This window comes from Streptomyces sp. NPDC032745 (genome assembly GCF_055579465.1).
On the sequence record NZ_JBVING010000018.1, the window covers coordinates 197,662 to 219,075 of the forward strand.

The window sequence follows — 21,414 nt, forward strand, 5'->3', positions numbered from 1 at the left end:
TATCGTGAACGCCGGATTCGGGCGAACGGGCCTCTCGCCCTACCTGCCGATCGCAGAGCACGGCCTCATCGGTGATCTTCACAGTGCGGCGCTCGTGGGCACGAACGGCACCATCGACTGGTACTGCTGCCCGCGCTTCGACTCACCGAGCGTGTTCGCCTCCATTCTGGACGCGGAACGGGGCGGGTCGTTCGAACTGGCCGCCGACGTGCCGACGCGCACCCGGCAGTTCTACTTTCCCGACACGAACGTTCTCATCACGCGGTTCTTCGCCTCCGACGGGGTGGCCGAGGTCCAGGACTTCATGCCGATCACCGACGACTCGGACGCGCCGGCCCGGCACCGGCTGATTCGGCGGGTGATCTGCGTGCGGGGGTCGCTTCCCTTCACGGCGCACGTGGCGCCCCGCTTCGGGTACGGGGCCGAACCGCACTCCGCACGGGCGCGGGGCGACCACACCGTGGTTTTCCGCTCGGGGAGCCTGTCGTTGGCGCTGACCACCACCGCACAGCTGGAGTGCGACGGCCGCGACGCGCGGTCCCGCTTCAAGCTCCTCGAGGGCGAGTCGGCGGTGTTCGCCCTCGACCCGGTGGTGGACGACGTGATCCCGCAGGCCTGCCCCCAGGCCGAAGCCGAGCAGCAGTTCGAGACGACGGTCAGGTTCTGGCGCAACTGGCTGGCCGGCTCGCGCTACCACGGCCGGTGGCGGGAGATGGTGCACCGCTCGGCCCTCGTGCTGAAGCTGCTCACGTACGCCCCGACCGGTGCGATCGTGGCCGCCCCGACCACCAGCCTGCCCGAGCAGATCGGCGGCGAACGCAATTGGGACTACCGCTTCGTATGGGTCCGTGACGCCGCCTTCTGTGTGTACGCCATGCTCAGACTGGGCTTCACCGGCGAGGCGGAGGCCTTCATGCGCTTCCTGTCCGAGCGGGGCATCATGCGGGGCGGCGACTCCGCGGGCCCGCTGCAGATCATGTACGGGATCGACGGGCGCAACGAACTGCCCGAACGCATACTCCCCCACCTCGAGGGCTACCAGGGGTCAGCCCCGGTGCGGGTGGGAAACGCCGCCACCGGGCAGCTCCAGCTGGACATCTACGGAGCACTCATCGACTCCGTATATCTGTACGACAAGTGGGGACAGCCCATCAGCAGCGACCGGTGGGAGGAGCTCGGTGTACTGGTGGACTGGCTCTGCGACCACTGGGACCAGCCCGACGACGGCGTGTGGGAAACACGCGGGGGCCGAAAGAACTTCGTGTACTCCCGGCTCATGTGCTGGGTGGCGATCGAGCGGGCCATCCGGATGGCGAACCGGCGGGGCCTGCCCACCGACCTCCCCCGCTGGCAGCAGAGCCGTGACGCGATCTACCGGCAGATCATGCACCGGGGCTGGTCCCCCGAGCGAGGGGCGTTCGTCCAGCACCTCGACGGCCTCGTGCTCGACGCCTCGGTGCTGATGATGCCGATGGCCAAATTCATCTCACCCACCGACCCCAAATGGCTCGCCACCCTGGATGCGCTCACCGCAGACCTGGTGTCCGACTCGCTGGTCTACCGCTACGACCCCCAAGCCAGCCCGGACGGCCTGAGGGGATCCGAGGGCACCTTCTCGATCTGCTCCTTCTGGTACGTCGAGGCACTCACCCGCGCCGGACGGCTGGAGGAGGCGCGGCTCGCCTTCGAGAAGATGCTCACCTATGCGAACCACGTCGGCCTCTACGCCGAGGAGATCGGGCTGACCGGCGAACAGCTCGGCAACTTCCCGCAGGCCTTCACCCATCTGTCGTTGATCAGCGCCGCGTTCAACCTCGACCGCGCTCTCAGCTGAACCGGGGCACGGTCACCCGGGCGAGGGCCCAGGAGGTGTGGTCGAACGCCGTGTTGGCGTTCGCGTCCTCGACGACCAGGTGCAGCAGCTTCACCCCGCGTACGTCGAGATCCACCTGCACGGGACCAGCCGCGCCGGTCAGCTTGCCGCTGGTGAACAGCGTCTTCCCGTCGCCCCGTACCGAGGCCTTCGTCGCGCCGGTGGCGGCCTGGTTCGTCGAGAAGTCGTCGATGCCGACGAGCGCGGTGAAGCGGTCCGCGGTTCCGCCGAGGTGGTAGACGATCTCGGAGGGTGCATGGACGCCGAGGCCCTTGGCGTAGGTCACTCCGCCGAACGAGATCGGCGTGCCGTCCCCCGCCGCCTGACGCCCGTTGGACCGGTCGCGTTCCACCGGACCCCAGCCGTTGGTGGCCGAAACCCACGCGAGATCGCTCAGGTATGCGTCGGCGACCGGCGCCGGCGGCACCGTTGAAACCCGTTCCGTGGCGGTGTAGCGCAGCGGCCCGGTCGGTGACTCCGCGGTGCCGTCGACGGTCAGCGGCCACTGCGTGCCCGGGGTGGCCGTCGTGGGCGGGGTGACCTGCCAGGACGTGGTCAGCGTGGCTCCGGCGGCCAGCAGGTCATGGCCGGTCGCGGTGGTTGCCTGGACCTGCCAGCCTGCCGGGGCGCGCAGCGCGAGGAGTGCGCGGGTCCAGGGCTTGCCCGACCCGTTGCCCAGGGTCGCGGTGGCCGTGAAGGCCTGACCGGGCACGGCCGGCCCCTGAATCTGCGTCCGGACTCCGAAGGGCTGGCGGACGTACGTGTCCACCCATGAGGAACGCATGACGGCGACGAGGCCGGTCACCACGGACGGGTTGGCGGCGGCGACGTTGCGCTGCTCACCGGCGTCGGAGGCGAGGTCGTACAGCTCGACCTGCCACTGTGCGTCGGGCAGCGCGTGGTCCCTGACGGGCGCGAACCGGACGGCCTTCCAGTCGTCCTTGCGTACGGCCTCGGCGAGCCAGGTGGCGCGGCCGCCGTCCTCGCTGTTGGCGCGGCTGGTGACGCCGCGTTCGTCCCGGTACCAGTACAGGTGGTCGTGGCGTGCCGCGTCCGGGCTTCCGGCGAGCAGCGGGGCGGCCGACAGTCCGTCGATGTCGGCGGGTGCGGGTGCGCCGCCGAGTTCCGCCAGGGTGGGCAGCACATCGGTGAGCGGGGTGGGACGGTCGCTGGTCCCCGCCCCGATCCGGCCCGGGGACCAGGCGATCAGCGGGACGCGGATGCCGCCCTCGTAGAGGTTGCGCTTGTAGCCGCGCAGCGGGCCGTTCGCGTCGAACAGGTCGGGGTTGACCCCGCCTTCCTCGTGCGGGCCGTTGTCGCTGGTGACGAGGACGACGGTGTTCTCGGCGATGCCCAGCGCGCGCAGCCGGTCGGTGACCTTGCCGACGAGCGTGTCGAAGTAGGTGATCTGGGCGGCGTGGCCCTTGTTCTGCTGGGTCCAGGTACGGGAGGCGTAGGCGCCGACGTCGGGGATGTCGCTCGGTGCGTGCGGCACGGTCGGCGTGAGGAAGAGCAGGAAGGGCTCGGCGGCGTGGTCGCCGATGAAGTCCAGCGCGCGCTGCTCGATGAGCTGGGGCGCGTAGGCGCCCTTCGCGCCGCCCGCGTTGGCGGCGATCGTCTCCTTCGCGCCGTTGTGCCACAGGTACTGCGGGTAGTACTCGTGCGCGTGCCCGTGGTCGATGTATCCGTAGAACTCCTCGAATCCACGGGAGTTGGGGTGGCTGGGCTGGTCGCCCTCCTCCGGCCCGAAGCCCCACTTCCCGATCACCGCGGTCCGGTAGCCGCGGGCGCGCAGCACCTCGGCGAAGGTGGTGTCACCGGCCTTCAGCGCTCCGGGGGCGCCGTCGGGATTGGCCCGGACGGCGGAGTGCCCGGTGTGCAGGCCGGTCAGCAGCGAGCACCGGGAGGGCGCGCAGACCGCGGCGGTCGAGTAGGCGTCGGTGAACCTCAGGCCCTCGGCGGCGAGCCGGTCGATCCGCGGTGTGGTGATCAGCTTCTGGCCGTACGCGCCGAGGTCGCCGTAGCCGAGATCGTCGGCAAGGATCACCACGAGGTTCGGAGTCGCCGTACCGGCGGTCGTGGCGGCCCGGGCCGCCTGAGCCGCCGCCCGGGCCTCCGGCGCGGCGGGGAGCGCGGCGAGGCCCAGGGTGGCTGCGGACCCGGCGAGGAAGTGGCGGCGGGTGGGCATCGGGGGCTCCTTGGCTCTCGCGGGACGGGATTCGATCATGCGGAGGGCACCCGCCCGATGGCCATGCACACGGCATTAAGAACGTGTGACGGCTCGGCCGGCGCTGGAGCGGCGCTGCCACTCCTCGGCCAGCAGACGGTAGGAGCGCACCCGGTCCGCGTGGTCGTGCGTGATGGTGGTGATCAGCAACTCATCGGCCCCGGTCGCCTCTTGGAGCCGCTCCAGGTGGTCGGCGACGGTCCGTGCCGAGCCGACGAACTGGGTCTCCACCCGGTCGGCGACGAGTGTGCGATCCGCCTCGGTCCAGGGCAGGGCGCGCGCCTCGGCAGGCGTGGGGAAGGGGATGGCGCCCTCGGCGGTACGGATGCTGCGCACCCAGGGTGCGTACCCGGTGGCCAGTTCCCGGGCGGTCGCGTCGTCCTCGGCGACGACCACGTCGGCGGACACCGTCAGGTACGGCCGGTCCAGGTCGGCCGAGGGCTTGAAGGCGGCCCGGTAGCCCTCGGCCGCCTCCAGCACAGAAGCGGGACTGACGTGGTAATTGGCCGCGAACCTGAGCCCGTTGCGGCCCGCGGTCTCCGCACTGACTCCGCCGCTGCTGCCCAGGATCCACACCTGCACGTCGGCCCCCTCCCCCGGGACGGCATGTGCTTCCACGCCCTCCGGGGAGCGGTAGTCGCCCCGCAGCAGCGCGAGCAGGTCGTCCACCTGCTCGGCGTAGTCCTGCTGCTGGGCACCGGGCAGGTTCAGCAGCCTCTGCTGCAGCGCGACCCGCGGATGACCCAGCAGGTGGGCGAAGGAGAACCGGGCCGGGATGCGGAGCCCGTTCGGGGTGTAACCCTCGAACGGGGCTTCTTGTGACGTCCGTTGCGGCGGACGGCCGGCCGAGCGGCCCAGGCCCAGGTCCAGACGGCCGGGGTGCAGCGCGTCGATCAGGCCGAACTCCTCGACCGTGGACAGCGCGGTGCGGTGCCCGAGCTGGACGGCCCCGGAGCCCAGCCGGATGGTCGAGGTCGCGGAGGCGGTCAGCGCGAGCACGACCGCCGGGGAGGTCCCGGCGACCCCCGGATTGAGGTGGTGCTCGGCGAACCAGTAGCGGGCGTAGCCGAACGCCTCCGTCTGCCGGGCGAGATCGATGCTGTGGTGCAGGGCCTCGGCGGCCGTGGAACCGGACGGGACCGGGACGAGGTCGAGGACCCCGAGGGGGATGCCGGACATGGCCGGGCTCCTTAAAGGTCGGGGAAGGAAGGGTCGGGGAAGGAAGGGTCGGGGATCTCGCGGCGCAACACCGGGGCGATCCGGGACTGGAAGAGTTCGAGGGAGGCACGGTGCTCCGCGGGGGCGAGCCCGCCCGGCTCCGCCTGGAGGTGCAGGGCCGTGTGGCCGAACGCCTCGTGGTAGCGGTGGACCTTCTCGATCACCTGCTGGGGGCTGCCGATCAGCGCCGAGCTCCGCTCGACGAAGTCCTCCAGCGTCGGGAAGACGGGATCCACACCCTGCTGCTTGTGGAAGGCGAGGTACCGGGCGAACGCGGGCCGGTACGCCGCCACCGCCTGCTGCGAGGTGGGGGCCGCGTGGTAGCCGGCCGTGCCCGCGCCGACGACGGCGTGCGCCGGATCGTGCCCGTAGTGCTCCCAGCGCTCCCGGTAGTGGCGGATCAGCTCGGCGTACGGGCCGATCGGGTGGGTGACGTTCGCCGAGAAGAGCGGGTCTCCGTAGCGCGCCGCGAGATCGACGGACTCCCTGCTGGTCGCGCTGCCGTGCCAGACCCGCAGGGCCGGCTGGAAGGGCCTCGGCAGCACCTCGGCGCCGACCAGCGAGGGGCGGAAGCGCGGCTCGGCGCTCACCTTGTCCTCGCGCCAGATGCGCCGGAACAGCTCGTAGCCCTCGGCGTTGCGCTCCCACTGGTCCTCGGGGGTCACGTGGAACAGCTCGCGCTGGGCCGTGCCGTTGCCCTTGCCGATCATCAGCTCCAGGCGGCCGTCGGAGAGGTGGTCGAGCGTCGCGTAGTCCTCGTACGCCCGTACCGGGTCCAGCAGGCTCAGGGTGGTCACGGCGGTGAACAGCCGGATCCGGCGGGTCAGCGCGGCGATGTGGCTGAGCACCACGGGCGGCGAGGACGACAGGAACGGCCGCTCGTGGCGCTCGCCGACCCCGAAGCCGTCGAAGCCGAGCTCCTCCGCGAGCAGCGCGGCATCGACCACCTCGCGGAACCGCTCGCGGGTGGGCGTGGGGGCGCCCGTCACCGGGTCCGCGGAGTCCGTGATCAGGGTGATGGCCAGGAACTTCATGAGCCCGCGGCCTGCCTGCCGGAAGCCGCTTCCGGCACCGCGAGCCCGAGGTGGTCGCGCAGGGTGGTGCCGGCGTACTCGGTGCGGAAGACCCCCCGCTCCTGCAGCAGCGGGACGACGGTGTCGGCGAAGACGTCCAGGCCGCCCGGGGTGATGTGGGGGACCAGGATGAAGCCGTCGGCCGCGTCCGCCTGCACCAGCGTGTCGATCTGCTCGGCGACGGTGGCCGCGGAGCCCACGAAGGTCTGGCCGGAGGTGGTGGCGATGACCAGCTCCCGGATCGAGAGGTTCTTGGCCTCGGCGAGCGCGCGCCACTGCCGGGCGGTTTCGAGCGGATCGCGGAACTGGCGGACGCTGGCCCGCCCGAGGGCGACGGTGTTCTCGCCGGTCTCGGGATCGATGTCGGGCAGCGGGCCGTCCGGGTCGTAACCGGACAGGTCCCGGTTCCAGACGTGCTCCAGGTACTTGATCGCGGTCTGCCCGCTGACCTGGAGGCGGCGCACCTCGTGGGCGAGCTCGTGTGCCTCGGCGTCGGTGTCGCCGAGGACGAAGGTGGCGGCAGGCAGGATCTTCAACTCCTCGTGGCTGCGCCCGTACGCGGCCAGCCGGCCCTTGACGTCGGCGTAGAACGCCCGGCCCTCGTCGAGCGTCCCGTACCGGCCGAAGATCGCGTCGGCGGAGGAGGCGGCGAACTCGCGGCCCTCGTCGGAGTCGCCCGCCTGGAAGATCACCGGCCGGCCTTGCGGGCTGCGCGGCACGTTGAAGTGGCCCTCGATGTCGAAATGCTGCCCCTGGTGGGCGAAGGCCCCGGCCCGCGCGTCCCGCAGGAAGGCGCCCGAATCGGGGTCGGCGAGGATCTCGGTGCCGTCCCAGGAGTCGAACAGCTCGGTCGCGGTGGCCAGGAACTCCTTCGCCCGCGAGTAGCGCTCCTCTCGCGGCAGGAAGCCGCCGCGCCGGAAGTTCTCGCCGGTGAAGGCGTCCCAGGAGGTGACCACGTTCCACGCGGCCCGGCCCTCGGAGAGGTGGTCCAGCGAGGCGAACTGGCGGGCCACCTCGTAGGGCTCGTTGAAGGTGGAGTTGATCGTCCCGGTCAGCCCGAGACGCTCGGTGACAGCAGCGAGGGCGGCGAGCACCGTGAAGGTGTCGGGACGACCGACGACATCCAAGTCGTATATTTTACCGCCCTGTTCACGCAGCCGCAGCCCCTCGGCGAGGAAGAGGAAGTCGAACTTGGCGCGTTCGGCGGTCTGCGCGAAGTGGACGAACGAGTCGAAGTCGATGTGGCTGCCGGCGGCCGCGTCGCTCCACACGGTGGTGTTGTTGACGCCCGGGAAGTGGGCCGCGAGATGGATCTGCTTGAGCGGTTTGCTACTCATGACGGGTCCTTACGGGTACTTACGGGTCCGGAATCAGGCGGCGGGGTGGGCGGCATAGCGGCCGGCCGGGCGCTCCAGGCCCAGCAGCCCGCGCAGGGTGTCCGCCTCGTACGCGCGGCGGAAGAGTCCGCGTCGCTGGAGCTCCGGTACCAGCCCCCGGGTGATCGCCGGCAGGTCGTGGGCGAGTGTGCCCGGCCGCAGCCGGAAGCCCGACAGACCGGCCGGACGCCAGTCCTGGAGCAGGTCCGCCAGCTGCGCCGTGGTCCCGGTAAAGACCGCCGTGTCACTGCCGTACGGGGCGTTCGCGAGCGTGTCCAGGCGGCTGCGGCGCGCCTCGGCCGCCGGGGCGTCCTCGTCCAGGAACACGGTGAGGTCTGCGAAGAGGTGCAGCGGCTGCGCCGAGAGCCCGGCGGATTCCCGGGCCTGCCGGATCTCGGTGACCGCGGCGCGGGCCCCGTCGGCGTCGCGCACGGTGAGGTACCCGACATCCGCGGACCGGGCGATGAGACCGTGCGCCGCGCTGCCTTCGCCGGGCGCGCCGGCGGAGCCGGCCGCGGTGGCCGCGGTGGCCGCGGTGATGACGGGTTGCCCCTGCGGCGGGCGGGGGGTGATCGAGGGCCCCCGGACGCTGAAGTGACGGCCCTCGAAGTCGATGTAGTGCAGCTTGTCGCGGTCGATGAACCGGCCGGTGGCCACGTCCCGGATCTCGGCGTCGTCGTCCCAGCTGTCCCACAGCCGCCGGATCACCTCGATGTGGTCGGCGGCCTCCTGGTAGGACTGCGCATCGGGGAGCGGGACCGCCCGGCGTCCGAAGTGCCGGGCTTCGTGGGCAGGTTGTGACACCTGGATGCGCAGGCCCGCCCGCCCGCGGCTGACGTGGTCCAGGGTGGCGATCGCCTTGGATATGTGGAAGGGCTCGGTGTGGGTGGCGGTCACGGTCGGGACCAGTCCGATGTGCCGGGTCAGCGGTGCGACGCGGGCGGCGGTGAGTACCGCGTCCAGCCGCCCGCGGACCTGGTCCGTGCGCCCGTCTGGCCCGTCGGCCGAGGACGACTGTAGGGCGAGGGAGTCTTCGAAGGTGACGAAGTCGAGCAGTCCGGCTTCGGCCTCGGCCACGGCATCGGCCCAGTAGCGGGCCGTGAAGAGTTCACCGGGCCGGGCACCCGGCTCGCGCCAGGCGGCAGGGTGCCAACCCGCGCCGTCGAGCGCGACTGCGAGGTGCAGCGATTCGGAAGATGCTGATGCGAATACGGATGCGGGCGGGGATGAGGACACGTCGAATTACGCCTTCCTGATCGGCCGTGCGAAAAGGAGGCCGATACGCTTCGCCGAATATGAGGACGTATGAGAGGGCGATGAGCAAGCCCGTCACCGATATCTCTTCGAGACGCTACGCCCGATAGCGGTGGCATACAATGACCTGAATATTAAGAGAAGTTGGCAGCGGTGTTGCCGGGCGCACGGACCGCCATGAAGGACGGGCGGCGGCGCAGGGTGAAGCCGATCGACTCGTACAGTCGGATCGCCTTCGTGTTGCTCGCGGCGGTGTGGAGGAACGGGACGTCGCCGCGCTCCCGGATGCCCGCGGCAACGGCACGGACCAGCCGCGTCGCCAGCCCCCCGCCCCGGTGGTCGGGATGTGTGCACACCGCGCTGATCTCGGTCCAGCCGGGCGGCCGCAGCCGCTCTCCGGCCATCGCGATCAGCCGGCCCCGGTGCCGGATGCCGAGGTACGTACCCAGCTCGACGGTGCGGGGCAGGAACGGACCGGGCTTCGTGAGCTCGATCAGAGCGAGGATCTCGGACGCGTCACGGGGGCCGAGCCTGACCGCCTCGGGGGTGGGTTCGGCGCGCAGCGAGGTGTCGACCAGCTGGACGCCGGGGACCGAGCCTACGGTTTCCCAGCCGTCGGGCGGGGTCAGTACGCCGGCGAGCGCGGCGATCCCGCCGTCGCCGACCAGCCTGCGCAGGTCGGCCCACGAGTCCGGGTCGGCCGGGTCCGCGAGGGCGGCGAACGGCGAGACATCCGACGGATAGCGGGCGGCGCGGGAGGAGGAGAGGTCGGCCCCGGGCCGGGCCACCCGCTCGGCGAAGGCGGCGTGCGCGCCGGACAACGAGGCCCAGGCGGGGTTGTCGAGGACGTGCGGGGACACCACGGCGCCCCGGCTCGTACTCGTGCTCGTGCTCGTGCTCATACTCGTGCTCGTACTCGTGCTGGGAGCGGCGTTCGTGTTCATGGGGCGGGCTGTCTCCGTCCGTGGCGCGGCCCGGGGGCCGGGGGTTCAGGAGTTGGTCACCGGCAGGCCCGGCGGGTTGACCTCAGAGGTGGTGACGGCCTCGTTGGACAGGTTCCAGGCGGCGAGCAGCTGCGCGTACCGGCCGTTCTTGATCAGGTGGTTGATCGCCTCTGCCACCGGCTCGGCGAGCCCGCTGTCCTTCTTCGCGGTCGCGGCGATCAGGCCCTGGAGGGATTCGCCGGCGCCGGAGAAGGAGCCCGCGTTGCGGGTGGGGGCGTTGCCGCTCGCCGTCTGCGTGATGTGGTAGGCGATGGACGGGTTCGGGCCGAAGCTGAGGTCGATCTTCTTGCCGCTCAGGGCCAGGTAGGTGCTGTTGGCGTCGGGGAAGTACTTGACGGTGATGTCCTTGCCCTCGGCCTGGAGCTTCTTCTGCCACTCCAGCAGGATCTTCTCCTGGTTGGTGCCCGAGCTGACCGCGACCGTCCGTCCCGCGAGATTGCGGTAGTCGCCGCCGAAGTTCCAGGGGTTGTCCTTCAGCGTCTCGAAGGCCAGGTTGTCCTGCCGGTAGGAGGCGAACTCGTACTTCTTCTTGCGCTCCTCCGTGACCGTGACGTTCGTGAAGGCCACGTCCACCTTGCCGCTGTCGATGCCGACGAAGAGGTTCTCCCAGGTGGAGTTCTTCACCACCGGCTTGAGCCCGAGCGTCGCGGCCACCAGGCGGCCGAGGTCCGGTTCCGCGCCGGTCAGGGTCTTCTGGTCGGTGCCGACGTACGCCAGCGGCGGGAAGCCTGCGGGCAGCGCGCCGACCCCGATGAGGAGTTCGCCGCGCTCGCGGACTTCAGTGGGCAGCTGGGCGCGCAGGGAATCGACCACCGGGACGGACAGCTCGGCCTGCTGGGCGGCGCCGTTGGACACCGCGCCGACGGTGACCTTGTCGGAGCCCGGTCCGGTGGCCTCGGCGTCACCGCCGCACGCGGTGAGGCCGGAGGCGAGCGCCACGGTGGCGGTGGCGGCGCCGAGGCCTCGGACGAATCTGGTGCGCAGGGAGCGTCGGCGTTGCATGGTGTTCCTTTTCGGTAGGGAGGGGCTGGTGGGGCGGGGTGGGGCGCGGCGGGGTCAGAGCACCTTGCTCAGGAACTCCCGCGTACGGGGATGGGCGGGCCGGTCCAGCACTTGCCCGGGCGGGCCCTGTTCGACGATGCGGCCGCCGTCGAGGAAGACGACCTCGTCGGCCACCTCGCGGGCGAAGCCGATCTCGTGCGTGACGATGACCAGCGTGGTGCCGCCGGTGGCCAGGTCCTTGATCACGGACAGCACCTCGCCGACGAGTTCGGGGTCGAGCGCTGAGGTGGGTTCGTCGAAGAGGATGACTCCGGGCCGCAGCGCGAGGGCGCGGGCGATGGCCACGCGCTGCTGCTGGCCGCCGGACAGCTGTCGTGGATAGGCGCCGGTCCGGTCGCCGAGCCCGACGCGCTCCAGGAGTTCGCGCGCCAGGGCCCGGGCCTGCGGCCGCGGCAGCCTGCCGGTGGCCACGGGGGCCGCTGCGACGTTGTCCAGCACGGTCAGGTGCGGGAAGAGGTTGAAGTTCTGGAAGACGAAGCCGATCCGTCCTCGCTGGGCGAGGATCGCCCGCTCGCTCAGCTCCTTCAGCCGCCCGCCGTGCCGCTGTACGCCGATCAGCTCGCCGCCCACGCTGACGTATCCGGCATCGGGCTTCTCCAGGTGGTTGATGACCCGCAGCAGGGTGGACTTGCCGGAGCCTGAGCGGCCCAGGACCGCGGTGACCGTGCCCGGCCGCAGCGTCAGGCTCACCCCGTCCAGTACCTGCTGTCGGCCGTACCACTTGTGCACGCCGTGGACCTCGATCGCGGCGGCCCGCAGGGCGGTGGTCATCGCGCCGTCTCCTTCCGGAAGCGGTCCCGCAGATCGCGCAGGCCCGTCCGGGCCCGCTGCAGGGGGGTGGGCGGTACGGTGCGCAGCGCGCCGCGCGCGTAGTACCGCTCGACGTAGAACTGGATGACCGACAGGACGCTGGTGAGGACCACGTACCAGAAGGTGGCCACCAGCAGCAGCGGCACGATGTCGCCGGAGTAGGTGCTGCCGAGGCTCTGCACCGTGCCGAACAGGTCGAGCAGCGATACGTAGAAGACCAGCGAGGTGGCTTTGACCAGCCCGACCAGCTGGTTGACGTAGGCGGGGACGATGGAGCGCAGCGCCTGGGGGAAGACGATCCGGGCGAACTGGTACCGCTTGGGGAGTCCCAGCGCAGCCGCTGCCTCGTGCTGGCCCTGGTCGACGGAGAGCACACCGGCCCGTACCACTTCGGCCGCGTACGCCGCTTCGCTCAGGCTGAGTCCCACGACCGCCACGACGATGTCGGTGGCCAGCCGCGACTCGTCGAAGGTGAAGAAGGCGGGCCCGAAGGGCACCCCGATGCTCAGGGTGGGGTAGAGGGCGCTGAGGTTGTAGAGGAAGAGCAGGACCACGATCAGCGGCACGGAGCGCAGCAGCCAGATGTACGTCCAGCTCACCGACCTCAGTACGGGGTTCGCGGAGATCCTGCCGAGGGCGAGCAGGATGCCGCCCGCGAGACCCAGGACGGCGCTGTACGCGGCCACCTGGAGGGTGATGAACAGGCCCTCCAGGATGACCGGCCGGACGAACCAGTAGGCGAACCGGTCCCATTGGTAGAAGGGATTGGTCAGCAGCCCGTGGGCGGCCTGGGAGACCAGGACCAGCACGACGGCGGTGGCGATCCACCGCCCGGGCCGGCGGAGCGGGAGGACCCTCTCCGCCGGCGCCGGCGGTCCCGGGGGCGCGGTGAGGACGAGTGTTTCGGTCAAGGACACTCCAGCAGCATTCGATGAATCAGGGAATCGAAAAGCAGCCGTCATGCCGGACAGAAGAGGCCGCTGATGTCGTTATCTGCGGCGTAAGCTAGGCAGTTTGGAGAAGGGCTGTCAACGGCCCTGATATCGAAATCCGCGAAAGCGTGCGGCAATTTCATCCGCCGTACACACAACGCCTTCCGGCGAAATGAACCGGGCTGTCGTTCACAGCCAGGGGAGCTGGTCGGCGGAGTACCGGTAGGCGCGGAAGACGGAGTTCTGGGCGCCGGCCGAGGACTCCAGGCCCACCCCCTCGCCGAAGGACCGGAACTGCGGGACCACGAACTCCCAGACCACGTCCCCGCCGGGGGTCACCTCGAAGAGCCGTCCGAAGGAGCCCTCGGCGATGAAGGTGTTGCCGTTGGGAAGCCGCTGCGCGCTGGACATGTACGGGCTGTAGAAGTTCTGCGGCGGGTTGTCCTCGTACGACCACACCTCCTCGCCCGTGCGCGGGTCCAGCTCCAGCACCCGCGAGTACGGCACGGAAGTGGTGTCGCGATAGGTGCCGTTGTCGAAGACCAGGATGTTCCCGCCGGCCAGCTCGTGCGGATGGTGCTGCTGCGCCAGGACGTCGGGGCCGATGTGCCACAGCACGGACCCGTCGGCGCGGTCGACGGCCACGGTGGAGGACGCGCTGCGGAAGCCCAGGACGATCGAACCGTCGGCGCGTTCGTTGACGGTGTTGGCCATGGGCCAGTGCTCACGGGCGAAGTGGGGGTTGAGCGGGAACTCCTCGGGGTCGAGGTGCTCGATGGCAGCCCAGCGCCACACCTCCTCCCCGTCCCAGGTCAGCTCGTACACCACGTCCCCGTAGATCACGCCGCCCGGGGCTTCGGAGCCGGGGATACCGCCCCGGATGCGGGCGGCATCGGCCGGGTCCAGGGGTTCGACGACGGTGACGATGAGGTTGCCGTTGCGCAGGATCGAGGCGTCATGGTGGTGGAAGGGGTGCCGGACCTCGCGCAGGACCGTGGAGTCGGGGGCCAGTTCCTGGAAGATGCCGCCGTGGTAGACGTCCCAGATGGGGAAGAGGGTGGGGCTGCTGGTGTCCTTGGCCGCGTAGAAGAGGTTGCCGCCCGGGAGGAGCTGTGCCTGGCGGCCGGGCGGGTGCGGGGAGTTCCAGGTGTGGACGGGCCGGCCCTCGATGTCGACGAGGTGGATCTCGCCGGCGCTGGTGATGGGCGTGTAGAGGGTGTAGCCGCCGTAACTGCGGGCGGGGTCATGGGCGATCAGGCCGACGCCGCGGCGGCGCAGGGTGTTCTGGTCGACGGTCATGAGGATCTCCTGTCGGGGTGTGTCAGCGGACGGTGACGGCAGCCGGGTCGACGGCCGTCAGGGGTGCCGGGTGCAGACGCCGCAGCAGGCCGGCGCGGTCGGCGGAGCCCGGCAGGCCCTGGGCTGCCTTCGCCCAGCCGGCCTCCTGCTCCAACTGGGCCAGCAGCTCGGGCGAGAGGGTCGCGCCGTAGCCGTAGCGGGGCTGGAAGGCGTCCACGTAGTCGGCCTGGAGCGTGCCCTTGGACTGGGCGATCACGGCCTTTCGCGCGGCGGCCGGGTCCGCGGCGATCTCGCGCTGGGCCTTCAGCAGCGCCCGGAGCACGGCCGTGGTGGTCTCCTCGGTCGCCGCCGGACCCGCGACGAGCAGGGTCCGTGCCGTGTAGCCGGTGAAGGGGAGCTCGGCGTAGCGGTCGCCGAGGGTGGTGCGGGCGGCGTCGTAGAAGCTGGGGAAGGTGACCCCGGCGTCGACGTCGCCGCGGGCCAGCGCCGAAGTGACCTGGTTCGGGGCGAGGTTGACCACGGTCACGTCCGCGGCCGTCAGCTGTGCGGAGGCCAGCATCCGCGACAGCGCGTACTCGACGTTCGTGCCCTGCGGGACGCCGACCTTGCGGCCCTTCAGTGCGGCGAAGCCGGTGATCTGCCGGTCGGTCCGGGTCAGCAGGCGCCAGTCGTCGAACCGGGACAGGTCGGCGACGATCCGCAGCTCGCGCCCGCCCAGCGCGGCCGTCACCGCAGGCAGGTCGCCCACGACGCCGAGCTGGGCCTGACCGCCGAGCACGGCGTTCAGCGCGTCCCGCCCCGTGGGCTGGGTGGTCACGGTGGCGTCGATGCCCTCGGCGGACCACAGCCCGCGCTCCTGGGCCACGTAGACGGGCGCGCCGCCGAGGTGGTCGCTCCCGGCGAGGGAAACGGCGGGGCGGCCGCCGCCCGCAGGGACGGAGGCGCCGGCGCAGGCAGAGGTGAGCGAGCAGAGCAGGGCCGCCGTCAACAGGGCGGCCACTGCACGGGGTCTGGGCATGGCTGGGAGTCCTTCCGGAAAAGGCAGTGGGGGTGGGGGTGGCGAGGGAATCGAGGAGGCTTCAGTCGGAGCCGAGGTGACGTGAGATCAGTGAGCGCAAGTCCGGGTCGGGCGGACCGGCGGCCACGGTGTGGTCGGCCAGCACCCGCCCGGGGGTCCCGCCGAGGACGACGACCCGTTCGGCGAGGGCCAGTGCCTCGTCGATGTCGTGCGTGACGAACAGGACGGTGGTTCCACGGCGCTGCCACAGCTCCCGCAGCAGGGTCTGCATCCGGGTCCGGGTCAGCGCGTCCAGGGCTCCGAACGGCTCGTCCATCAGCAGCACTTCGGGCTCGGCGGCCAGGGCGCGGGCCAGTGCCACGCGCTGCTGCATACCGCCGGACAGCTGCGCCGGGTACTTCTCGGCGCCGTCCGCCAGCCCTACCTCGGCCAGTGCCGCGAGGGCGCGCCGGCGGCGCTCCGGACGCGGCAGGCCGAGCCGCTTGAGCGCGAATTCGACGTTGCCGCGGGCGGTGCGCCAGGGGAACAGCGCATAGTGCTGGAAGACCACGCCCCGCTCCGGGCCCGGCCCTCGCACCGGAGCGGAACCCGCCGTCACCCGCCCTTCGGTGGGCCGTACGAACCCGGCCACCAGGTTGAGAACCGTGGACTTGCCGCACCCGCTGGGCCCCAGCAGCGCCGTGAACGAGCCTGCCGGGAGCTCCAGATCCGTGCGCTCCAGCACCGGCGCAGCCCCGTAGCGTACCGACAGGCCCTCCAGTCGTACTCCCAGGCTCACGAGGCGCTCCAGTGCACGAACCGGCGGCCGACCGCGGCCAGTACGAGGTCGACGGCCACGCCGAGCAGCCCGAGTACGAGCAGCCCCGCGAACATCCGGTCCACGCGCAGGAACTGGCCGTCCACCTGGAGCCGGTATGCCAACCCGCTGTCCGCGCCGCCCAGTTCCGCCGCCACCAGGGCGAGCAGCGCCACCGAGGCCCCGTACCGCATCGCGGCGAGCAGTGCGGGCGCGGCGGCGGGCAGCAGCACCTCGGTGAACCGCCGGTGCAGCGGCGCCCCCAGCGACCGGGCCGCCCGCAGATGGGACGCCGGGACCCGGGACACCCCGTCGTGTACGTACAGCCAGACGGCGAGCAGCACGGCGTACGCGATGAGCAGGCGCTTGGCGGTCTCCCCGATGCCGAACCAGGCGGTCGCGAGCGGCACCAGCGCGATGGCCGGGATCGGGCGCAGGAAGGAGATCACCGGGGTGACGGCGGCGGACAGCTTCGGCAGATAGCCGGTGGCGAAGCCCAGCGCGCTGCCCACGAGGGCGCCGAGCACGAAACCCTGCCCGGCACGGGCCAGGCTGGCGCCGAGATCAGCGGCCAGGATGCCGCTGCGGGCGCTGTCCGCGAGCGCGGCCGCGGTCTCACCGGGCGTGGGCAGCAGCCCCGGGGCCACCGCACCGGACCGGGCGAGCAGGCACCACAGCGCGAGCACGGCGCCTGCCGCGCCCAGGGCCGGGCCGAGCCGGCTGAGGCTCCGGCCGGGTGGTGAGGGGGTGGCGTGCACGGGGCGGCTCCTCGTTCGGTTCCTCGTCGATAAGTGAGGTCAATAATTGACCACGCTTATGACGGGAGTGTTGCGGCAGCACGAAACCTCGCCGGAGCCCCCGGCGCTTGATCGCTGATGCGGTACGTTCACCTGCGTGTCTCGACCTGAACCCACGCCCGAGGCGATCGAGGTCGGACGGGTGATCCGGAGCTGCCGCAAACAGCGCGGCGTCTCCATGGCCGTCCTCGCCACGCTCTCCGGCCTCTCCCAGCCGTTCCTCAGCCAGCTCGAACGCGGCCTGGCCACTCCCAGCCTCAGCTCGATCTACCGGATCGCGGAGGCGCTGGACGTCACCCCGGGAACCTTCCTGCGACCGCCCGCCCGGCCGGGTGCGGTCAGCCACGAGAGCGACCCGCAGGTGATCCGCGTCAGCGAGGCCGCCGGGCAGATCGCCCAGGTCCTCATCCCCGGCGGGCGCAGCGCGCTGATGGAGGCCTACGAACACCACTTCGAGCCCGGCCAGGGCGAGCGCGGCTGGTTCGAGCACCCCGGCGAGGACTTCCTCTACGTACTGGAGGGCGAGATCGTCCTCGAGGTCGAGGGCGAGGAACCCCTGACCCTGCGCGCCGGCCAGAGCGCCCACCACCGGGGCGAAGTCCCGCACCGCTGCCGCCTGACGGGCCCGGCCGCCGCCCGCACCCTGCTGGTCATCGCGAACGCCTGAGAAACCACCGGCGGTGGCGGCAGAAGTTCCGCCGCCGGCCGGCCCGGGTGGCTACTGGTGGCCGGGAACGTACCTGTAGCCGACGCGGCGCACGGTGGAGATGCGGTCCCGGTAGGCGGGTCCGAGCTTGCGGCGCAGCCGGGCCACGTGGACGTCGACCGTACGGCCGTCGCCGATGTGCCCATACCCCCAGATGCCCGAGATGAGGGCATCACGCGTGTGGACCGTGTACGGATGGGACACGAGGTGGGCCAGGAGGTCGAACTCCAGGTAGGTGAGTTCCAGTTCGCGCCCGTCGACCTCGACCAGCCGACGTGCGCGGTCGACCCGGATGGCATCGTCGAGCTGGACGGGGTCGGGGTGCGGGGCCGGTTCCGGGTCGGGAGCCGGAAGCGTCCCGGGCTCGAGGGAACGGATCTCCGGGCGTATGCCGTGCGCTCTCATCAGCGCCACCGGGTCGACGTCCGCCGGCAGGAACACGAGGTATCCGACGCGGCCGCCGTAGGTCCCGTCGGCGAAGACGCCGGGCGGACGGCCGCCGACCAGCTGGAGGCGCGGGGCGGGGGAACGGCGGGTGGCGGGTGCGGGAATTGCGGTGGTCACGGTGAGCCCCTTCGGCTGCGCGGATCGAGGTACGGATGCCGGGTGTTCGGGCACGTCAGGGCATGGCGTCTCAGTGACGGAGTCGACCGGGAGGGTCGGCGCGTCGCACGCCCGGCGGACCCGTACGGCTCGAAGGGCCGGGGTCACGAACAGCGCGCAGCACAGCGACAGGCGGCAGCCGGAACACCGGCGCGCGTCGGGGAGATGCCCTGTCGAAAAGCCCTAAACGGGTCGGCAGATGGCGCTGGCGACGAGACGGAAGTCAACGTGCCTGCGGCGTACGAGCAACGGCTGCGACGGGGACATGGCCACATCGTGAAGTGCGCGGCGGGCACGCGTCAATAGTTCCCTACTGATTGCATAGGAAAGGTCTTTCATCCCGAGATCCAGTTGTCCACGATTCGGTCACACTCTTGCCCGGAACGCCGCTTCGGACGAGTATCCCTATCAATCCGATGGGAAAGGTGGGGAATCGGCAACCGGCCGACGCCGCCCAACAACGTTCCGGAGTAGCCGACATGACCACCGCCAGCCCCCATGGCACCGCTGTCCGCCCAGCCCCCGCGCCACACAGCGGCACCGGTGCCTGCCGGTGACGCCCATGCGAACGACATCCAGCCCCGCCGGCCACCGGTCCACCGACGAGCGGCGCCGCGCGCTCCTGCGTACCGCCCGCGATGTGGCGGACGACCTCGCCGCGGACGCCATCGCCCGCGATCAGGCCGGCAAACCGCCGACCGACGAGGCTGCCCGGCTCCGCGAGGCCGGCCTGCCGGCGGCCCTCACCCCGCCCGGGCCCGGCCGCGGGGCGGACTGGCGTACCGGATGCGCCGTCATACGGGAGATCGCCGCAGCGGACAGCTCTGTCGGCGCCGTACTCGCCCGCCACTACGTACACGCCTGGAGCGGACGCTTCTACGCGAGTCACGAGCACGCGACCGCCCTCGAAGAGGAGTCGGTGCGCGAGCGGTGGCTGTGGACCGGGGCGGTCCGCGCTCCCGCGCCCAACGGCGACACCGAGGGACCGGACCTCACACTGAGGCCGCGCGCCAGCGGCTACCTGCTGAACGGACGCCGGTCCGTGGACACGGCGGTGGCCGCAGCCGACCAGATCGTGGTGGACGCCGTCTGCACCGCGACCGGTGACGTCCTGGTCGTACGGATCCCACCCGGCGCACGGGGCGTGACCGTCGAACCCACCCACGATCGCCTCGGGCAGCGCGTCGCCGGCGCGGGCGAGGTCGTCCTGGACGGGGTCACCATCACGCCGGGGCAGGTGCTGGGCCGCCGGCCGCAGGACGAGGAGTCGACAACGCCCTTCACCGCGCTCGCGGAGCCGGCACTCCGGCTCGCCCTGTGCCACGTCGGCCTCGGCATCGCCGAGGGCGCCCTCACCGAAGCACGCGACCTCAGCAGGGGCGGCCGCGCACACCGGCTGCCCGGCGAGGACCCGGACCTCTTCCTGACGTACGGGGAACTCGCCTCTGCCGCTCAGACGGCCACCGCCGTGGCCGAGCGGGCGACGGAGGTGATGGCGCAGGCCCTCGCCACGGGTGCGCAGCTCGACGCCGAGGTACCCGCGGGCGTCGCCGCCCTGGTCGCCACGGCCGAGGCCGTGATGTCGAAGGCCACCCTGCACATCACCGCCCGGGTGCTGGAACTCGCCGATGCCCCCGGCCTGGACCGGTTCTGGCGCAACGCCCGCGTCCTGACGGCCCACCGCCCGGTCGCGCACCGCCTGCGCTCCATCGGCGAGCACTACCTCAACGGCTCCCACCGCGCGGTGGCGGCGGCCTTCCACTGACCCCCAGGGCACCGTTCAGGCCGCGGATCCGCGACCTGATCCCCTCGGCTGCCGGGCGCGGCTGCCCGCCCGGCAGCCTGCGGCCACCCGCGACCGCCGCCGGCCGAATCCATGCCGGATAATGTCCCTATGCGGATCTCAGCCAGGGCGGACTATGCGGTACGTGCCGCGCTGCAGCTTGCCGCGTCACAGGATGACGGGCCGGTGAAAGCCGAAGCCATCGCCGACGCTCAGGACATCCCGCACAAGTTCCTCGAGGGCATCCTGAACGACATGCGCCGCGGCGGTCTCGTGCTCAGCCAGCGCGGCGGCAACGGCGGCTACCGCCTGGCCAAGCCCGCCGCGTCCATCACCATCGCGGATGTGATCCGCGTCGTGGACGGACCGCTCGTCTCGGTGCGCGGGGTCCGCCCACCGGACCTGTCCTACACCGGCCCCGCCGAGTCGCTACTCCCCCTGTGGATCGCGCTGCGGGCCAACGTGCGCGAGATCCTCGACGGCGTGACACTCGCCGACGTCGCGTCCTCCGACCTGCCCTCCGACGTATCGGCGCTGACCGATGCCCCCGGGGCCTGGACCAATCCCTGACCCTCCGCCCCACCTGCGCTTTCTCACATCGCGAGATCTCGGCGTCCACCATGCGGTCAACCTCTTGGGGTGCGTGTCCGCCTCTGCCAAGATGCCTACCAACCAGGTGGGAAAACTAGGAATCGGGGAGGTGGCCGTGCGAACACTGCACCACGCAAGCCGGATGCTGCCTCTGACCTCCCGTCGACACATCGACCTGGTCCGTACCTCCAGCGCCATCTGTCAGCCCTGCTGACACCCCTCGCCGGGCCGGCTCCGCGCGTACCGCATCACTGAGCGCTGCCTCGCTCCGCTCTCTCCGTCGGGCCGGGCAGGCCCCCCTCGGCCGACCTCACCGACCGCGTGCCTTCGAGCGCGGGCGTCCGACACCTCTCCGTTCCTCAGCCTGCGACCGCGATCCCGCCGGCGACGGCCGGGAGCGGGTGCCGTGCGTGCCGATGGCTTCACGCCGCCCTTCTCCGTACCTCTCTGAACACCATCCCGTGAAAGGACACCTCCGTGTCTGCCGCAAGACCGCTCACCACCCTGCGCGCCATCGCCGTCACAGCGGCGCTTCCCCTGCTGCTCACCGCCTGCGGCTACGGTTCCGAGGCGAAGAAGGACGACGACAAGGCCAACGCCGCGGCCACCGGCGACAAGAAGCTGTCCGCCTCCGAGGTCCGCATCGGGTACTTCCCGAACCTGACGCACGCCACCGCCCTGGTCGGTCTCCAGGAGGGCCTGATCCAGAAGGAGCTCGGCGGCACCGCGATCAGGCCGCAGTCCTTCAACGCCGGCCCGTCCGAGATCGAGGCCCTCAACGGCGGCTCTCTCGACATCGGGTTCATCGGCCCCTCGCCGTCGATCAACGGCTACGTGAAGTCCAAGGGCTCCAACCTGCGGATCGTCTCCGGTTCCGCCTCCGGCGGCGTGAAGCTGGTCGTGAACCCGGACAAGATCAAGACCCTGGACGACCTCAAGGGCAAGAAGATCGCCACCCCGCAGAAGGGGAACACGCAGGACGTCGCGTTCCT

Annotated in this window: 20 protein-coding genes; 6 read left to right on the forward strand and 14 right to left on the reverse strand. The window is 71.3% G+C overall.

Annotation, left to right across the window (positions count from 1 at the left end; translation table 11 throughout):
• The first annotated feature begins 4 nt into the window (after positions 1–4).
• Positions 5–1,834 carry a glycoside hydrolase family 15 protein gene (locus ACZ5WG_RS35405; RefSeq protein ID WP_468728617.1) on the forward strand — a complete coding sequence of 610 codons (1,830 nt, stop codon included), beginning with the start codon at positions 5–7 and terminating at the stop codon, positions 1,832–1,834.
• Here the strand turns inward: ACZ5WG_RS35405 and ACZ5WG_RS35410 are convergent.
• From ACZ5WG_RS35410 to ACZ5WG_RS35470, 13 genes are all read right to left on the reverse strand, one after another.
• A complete protein-coding gene (locus tag ACZ5WG_RS35410; RefSeq protein WP_468728618.1) occupies positions 1,827–4,061 on the reverse strand; it encodes a sulfatase-like hydrolase/transferase in 2,235 nt (744 codons plus the stop codon). The genes ACZ5WG_RS35405 and ACZ5WG_RS35410 overlap by 8 nt on opposite strands.
• A 75-nt stretch (positions 4,062–4,136) precedes the next feature.
• Positions 4,137–5,279, reverse strand: coding sequence for an LLM class flavin-dependent oxidoreductase (locus ACZ5WG_RS35415; protein WP_468728620.1), 1,143 nt, complete (start codon positions 5,277–5,279; stop codon positions 4,137–4,139).
• Between the two features lie 11 nt (positions 5,280–5,290).
• Positions 5,291–6,352: an LLM class flavin-dependent oxidoreductase gene (locus ACZ5WG_RS35420; RefSeq protein ID WP_468728621.1), complete on the reverse strand. Its 1,062-nt coding sequence runs from the start codon at positions 6,350–6,352 to the stop codon at positions 5,291–5,293.
• On the reverse strand, positions 6,349–7,728 hold the full coding sequence (locus tag ACZ5WG_RS35425) for an NtaA/DmoA family FMN-dependent monooxygenase (protein ID WP_468728623.1): 1,380 nt from the start codon (positions 7,726–7,728) through the stop codon (positions 6,349–6,351). Before ACZ5WG_RS35425 ends, ACZ5WG_RS35420 begins: the two co-directional genes overlap by 4 nt.
• 33 nt (positions 7,729–7,761) lie before the next feature.
• Positions 7,762–9,003 (reverse strand): LLM class flavin-dependent oxidoreductase, encoded by a 1,242-nt coding sequence (locus ACZ5WG_RS35430; protein ID WP_468728624.1) that lies wholly within the window; start codon positions 9,001–9,003, stop codon positions 7,762–7,764.
• A 152-nt stretch (positions 9,004–9,155) separates the two neighbouring features.
• Positions 9,156–9,923 carry a GNAT family N-acetyltransferase gene (locus tag ACZ5WG_RS35435; protein ID WP_468728625.1) on the reverse strand — a complete coding sequence of 256 codons (768 nt, stop codon included), beginning with the start codon at positions 9,921–9,923 and terminating at the stop codon, positions 9,156–9,158.
• Positions 9,924–10,010: 87 nt separating this feature from the next.
• Complete coding sequence (locus ACZ5WG_RS35440; RefSeq protein WP_468728626.1) at positions 10,011–11,027, reverse strand: ABC transporter substrate-binding protein; 1,017 nt, start codon at positions 11,025–11,027, stop codon at positions 10,011–10,013.
• 54 nt (positions 11,028–11,081) lie between these two features.
• On the reverse strand, positions 11,082–11,858 hold the full coding sequence (locus tag ACZ5WG_RS35445; RefSeq protein WP_468728627.1) for an amino acid ABC transporter ATP-binding protein: 777 nt from the start codon (positions 11,856–11,858) through the stop codon (positions 11,082–11,084).
• On the reverse strand, positions 11,855–12,859 hold the full coding sequence (locus tag ACZ5WG_RS35450) for an amino acid ABC transporter permease (RefSeq protein ID WP_468728628.1): 1,005 nt from the start codon (positions 12,857–12,859) through the stop codon (positions 11,855–11,857). The genes ACZ5WG_RS35445 and ACZ5WG_RS35450 overlap by 4 nt, the downstream gene beginning before the upstream one ends.
• Positions 12,860–13,018: 159 nt before the next feature.
• Positions 13,019–14,128, reverse strand: coding sequence for an aryl-sulfate sulfotransferase (locus tag ACZ5WG_RS35455; RefSeq protein ID WP_468728630.1), 1,110 nt, complete (start codon positions 14,126–14,128; stop codon positions 13,019–13,021).
• A 22-nt stretch (positions 14,129–14,150) separates the two neighbouring features.
• Positions 14,151–15,146, reverse strand: a complete 996-nt coding sequence (locus ACZ5WG_RS35460; protein WP_468728631.1) for an ABC transporter substrate-binding protein — start codon at positions 15,144–15,146, stop codon at positions 14,151–14,153.
• 61 nt (positions 15,147–15,207) lie between these two features.
• Complete coding sequence (locus ACZ5WG_RS35465) at positions 15,208–15,924, reverse strand: ABC transporter ATP-binding protein (RefSeq protein WP_468728632.1); 717 nt, start codon at positions 15,922–15,924, stop codon at positions 15,208–15,210.
• The gene (locus ACZ5WG_RS35470) at positions 15,921–16,700 is read right to left on the reverse strand and encodes an ABC transporter permease (protein ID WP_468728633.1); all 780 of its coding nucleotides are present in this window, start codon (positions 16,698–16,700) and stop codon (positions 15,921–15,923) included. The genes ACZ5WG_RS35465 and ACZ5WG_RS35470 overlap by 4 nt, the downstream gene beginning before the upstream one ends.
• A gap of 136 nt (positions 16,701–16,836) precedes the next feature.
• Between ACZ5WG_RS35470 and ACZ5WG_RS35475 the strand changes: the two genes are divergently transcribed.
• Entirely contained in the window at positions 16,837–17,406 is a 570-nt protein-coding gene (locus ACZ5WG_RS35475; RefSeq protein ID WP_136226238.1) for a helix-turn-helix domain-containing protein, read from the forward strand.
• 51 nt (positions 17,407–17,457) lie between these two features.
• Here ACZ5WG_RS35475 and ACZ5WG_RS35480 read toward each other — a convergent pair whose 3' ends face one another.
• Positions 17,458–18,009, reverse strand: a complete 552-nt coding sequence (locus ACZ5WG_RS35480; protein WP_468728634.1) for a winged helix-turn-helix domain-containing protein — start codon at positions 18,007–18,009, stop codon at positions 17,458–17,460.
• 601 nt (positions 18,010–18,610) lie between these two features.
• Here ACZ5WG_RS35480 and ACZ5WG_RS35485 point away from each other — a divergent pair.
• The 4 genes from ACZ5WG_RS35485 to ACZ5WG_RS35500 all read left to right on the forward strand — a co-directional run.
• The gene (locus ACZ5WG_RS35485) at positions 18,611–19,813 is read left to right on the forward strand and encodes an acyl-CoA dehydrogenase family protein (RefSeq protein WP_468728635.1); all 1,203 of its coding nucleotides are present in this window, start codon (positions 18,611–18,613) and stop codon (positions 19,811–19,813) included.
• 129 nt (positions 19,814–19,942) lie between these two features.
• On the forward strand, positions 19,943–20,401 hold the full coding sequence (locus ACZ5WG_RS35490) for an RrF2 family transcriptional regulator (RefSeq protein ID WP_468728636.1): 459 nt from the start codon (positions 19,943–19,945) through the stop codon (positions 20,399–20,401).
• A 163-nt stretch (positions 20,402–20,564) separates the two neighbouring features.
• The gene (locus tag ACZ5WG_RS35495; protein WP_353962829.1) at positions 20,565–20,636 is read left to right on the forward strand and encodes a putative leader peptide; all 72 of its coding nucleotides are present in this window, start codon (positions 20,565–20,567) and stop codon (positions 20,634–20,636) included.
• 263 nt (positions 20,637–20,899) lie between these two features.
• The coding region (locus tag ACZ5WG_RS35500; protein WP_468728637.1) for an ABC transporter substrate-binding protein at positions 20,900–21,414 on the forward strand (515 nt) is incomplete at its 3' end.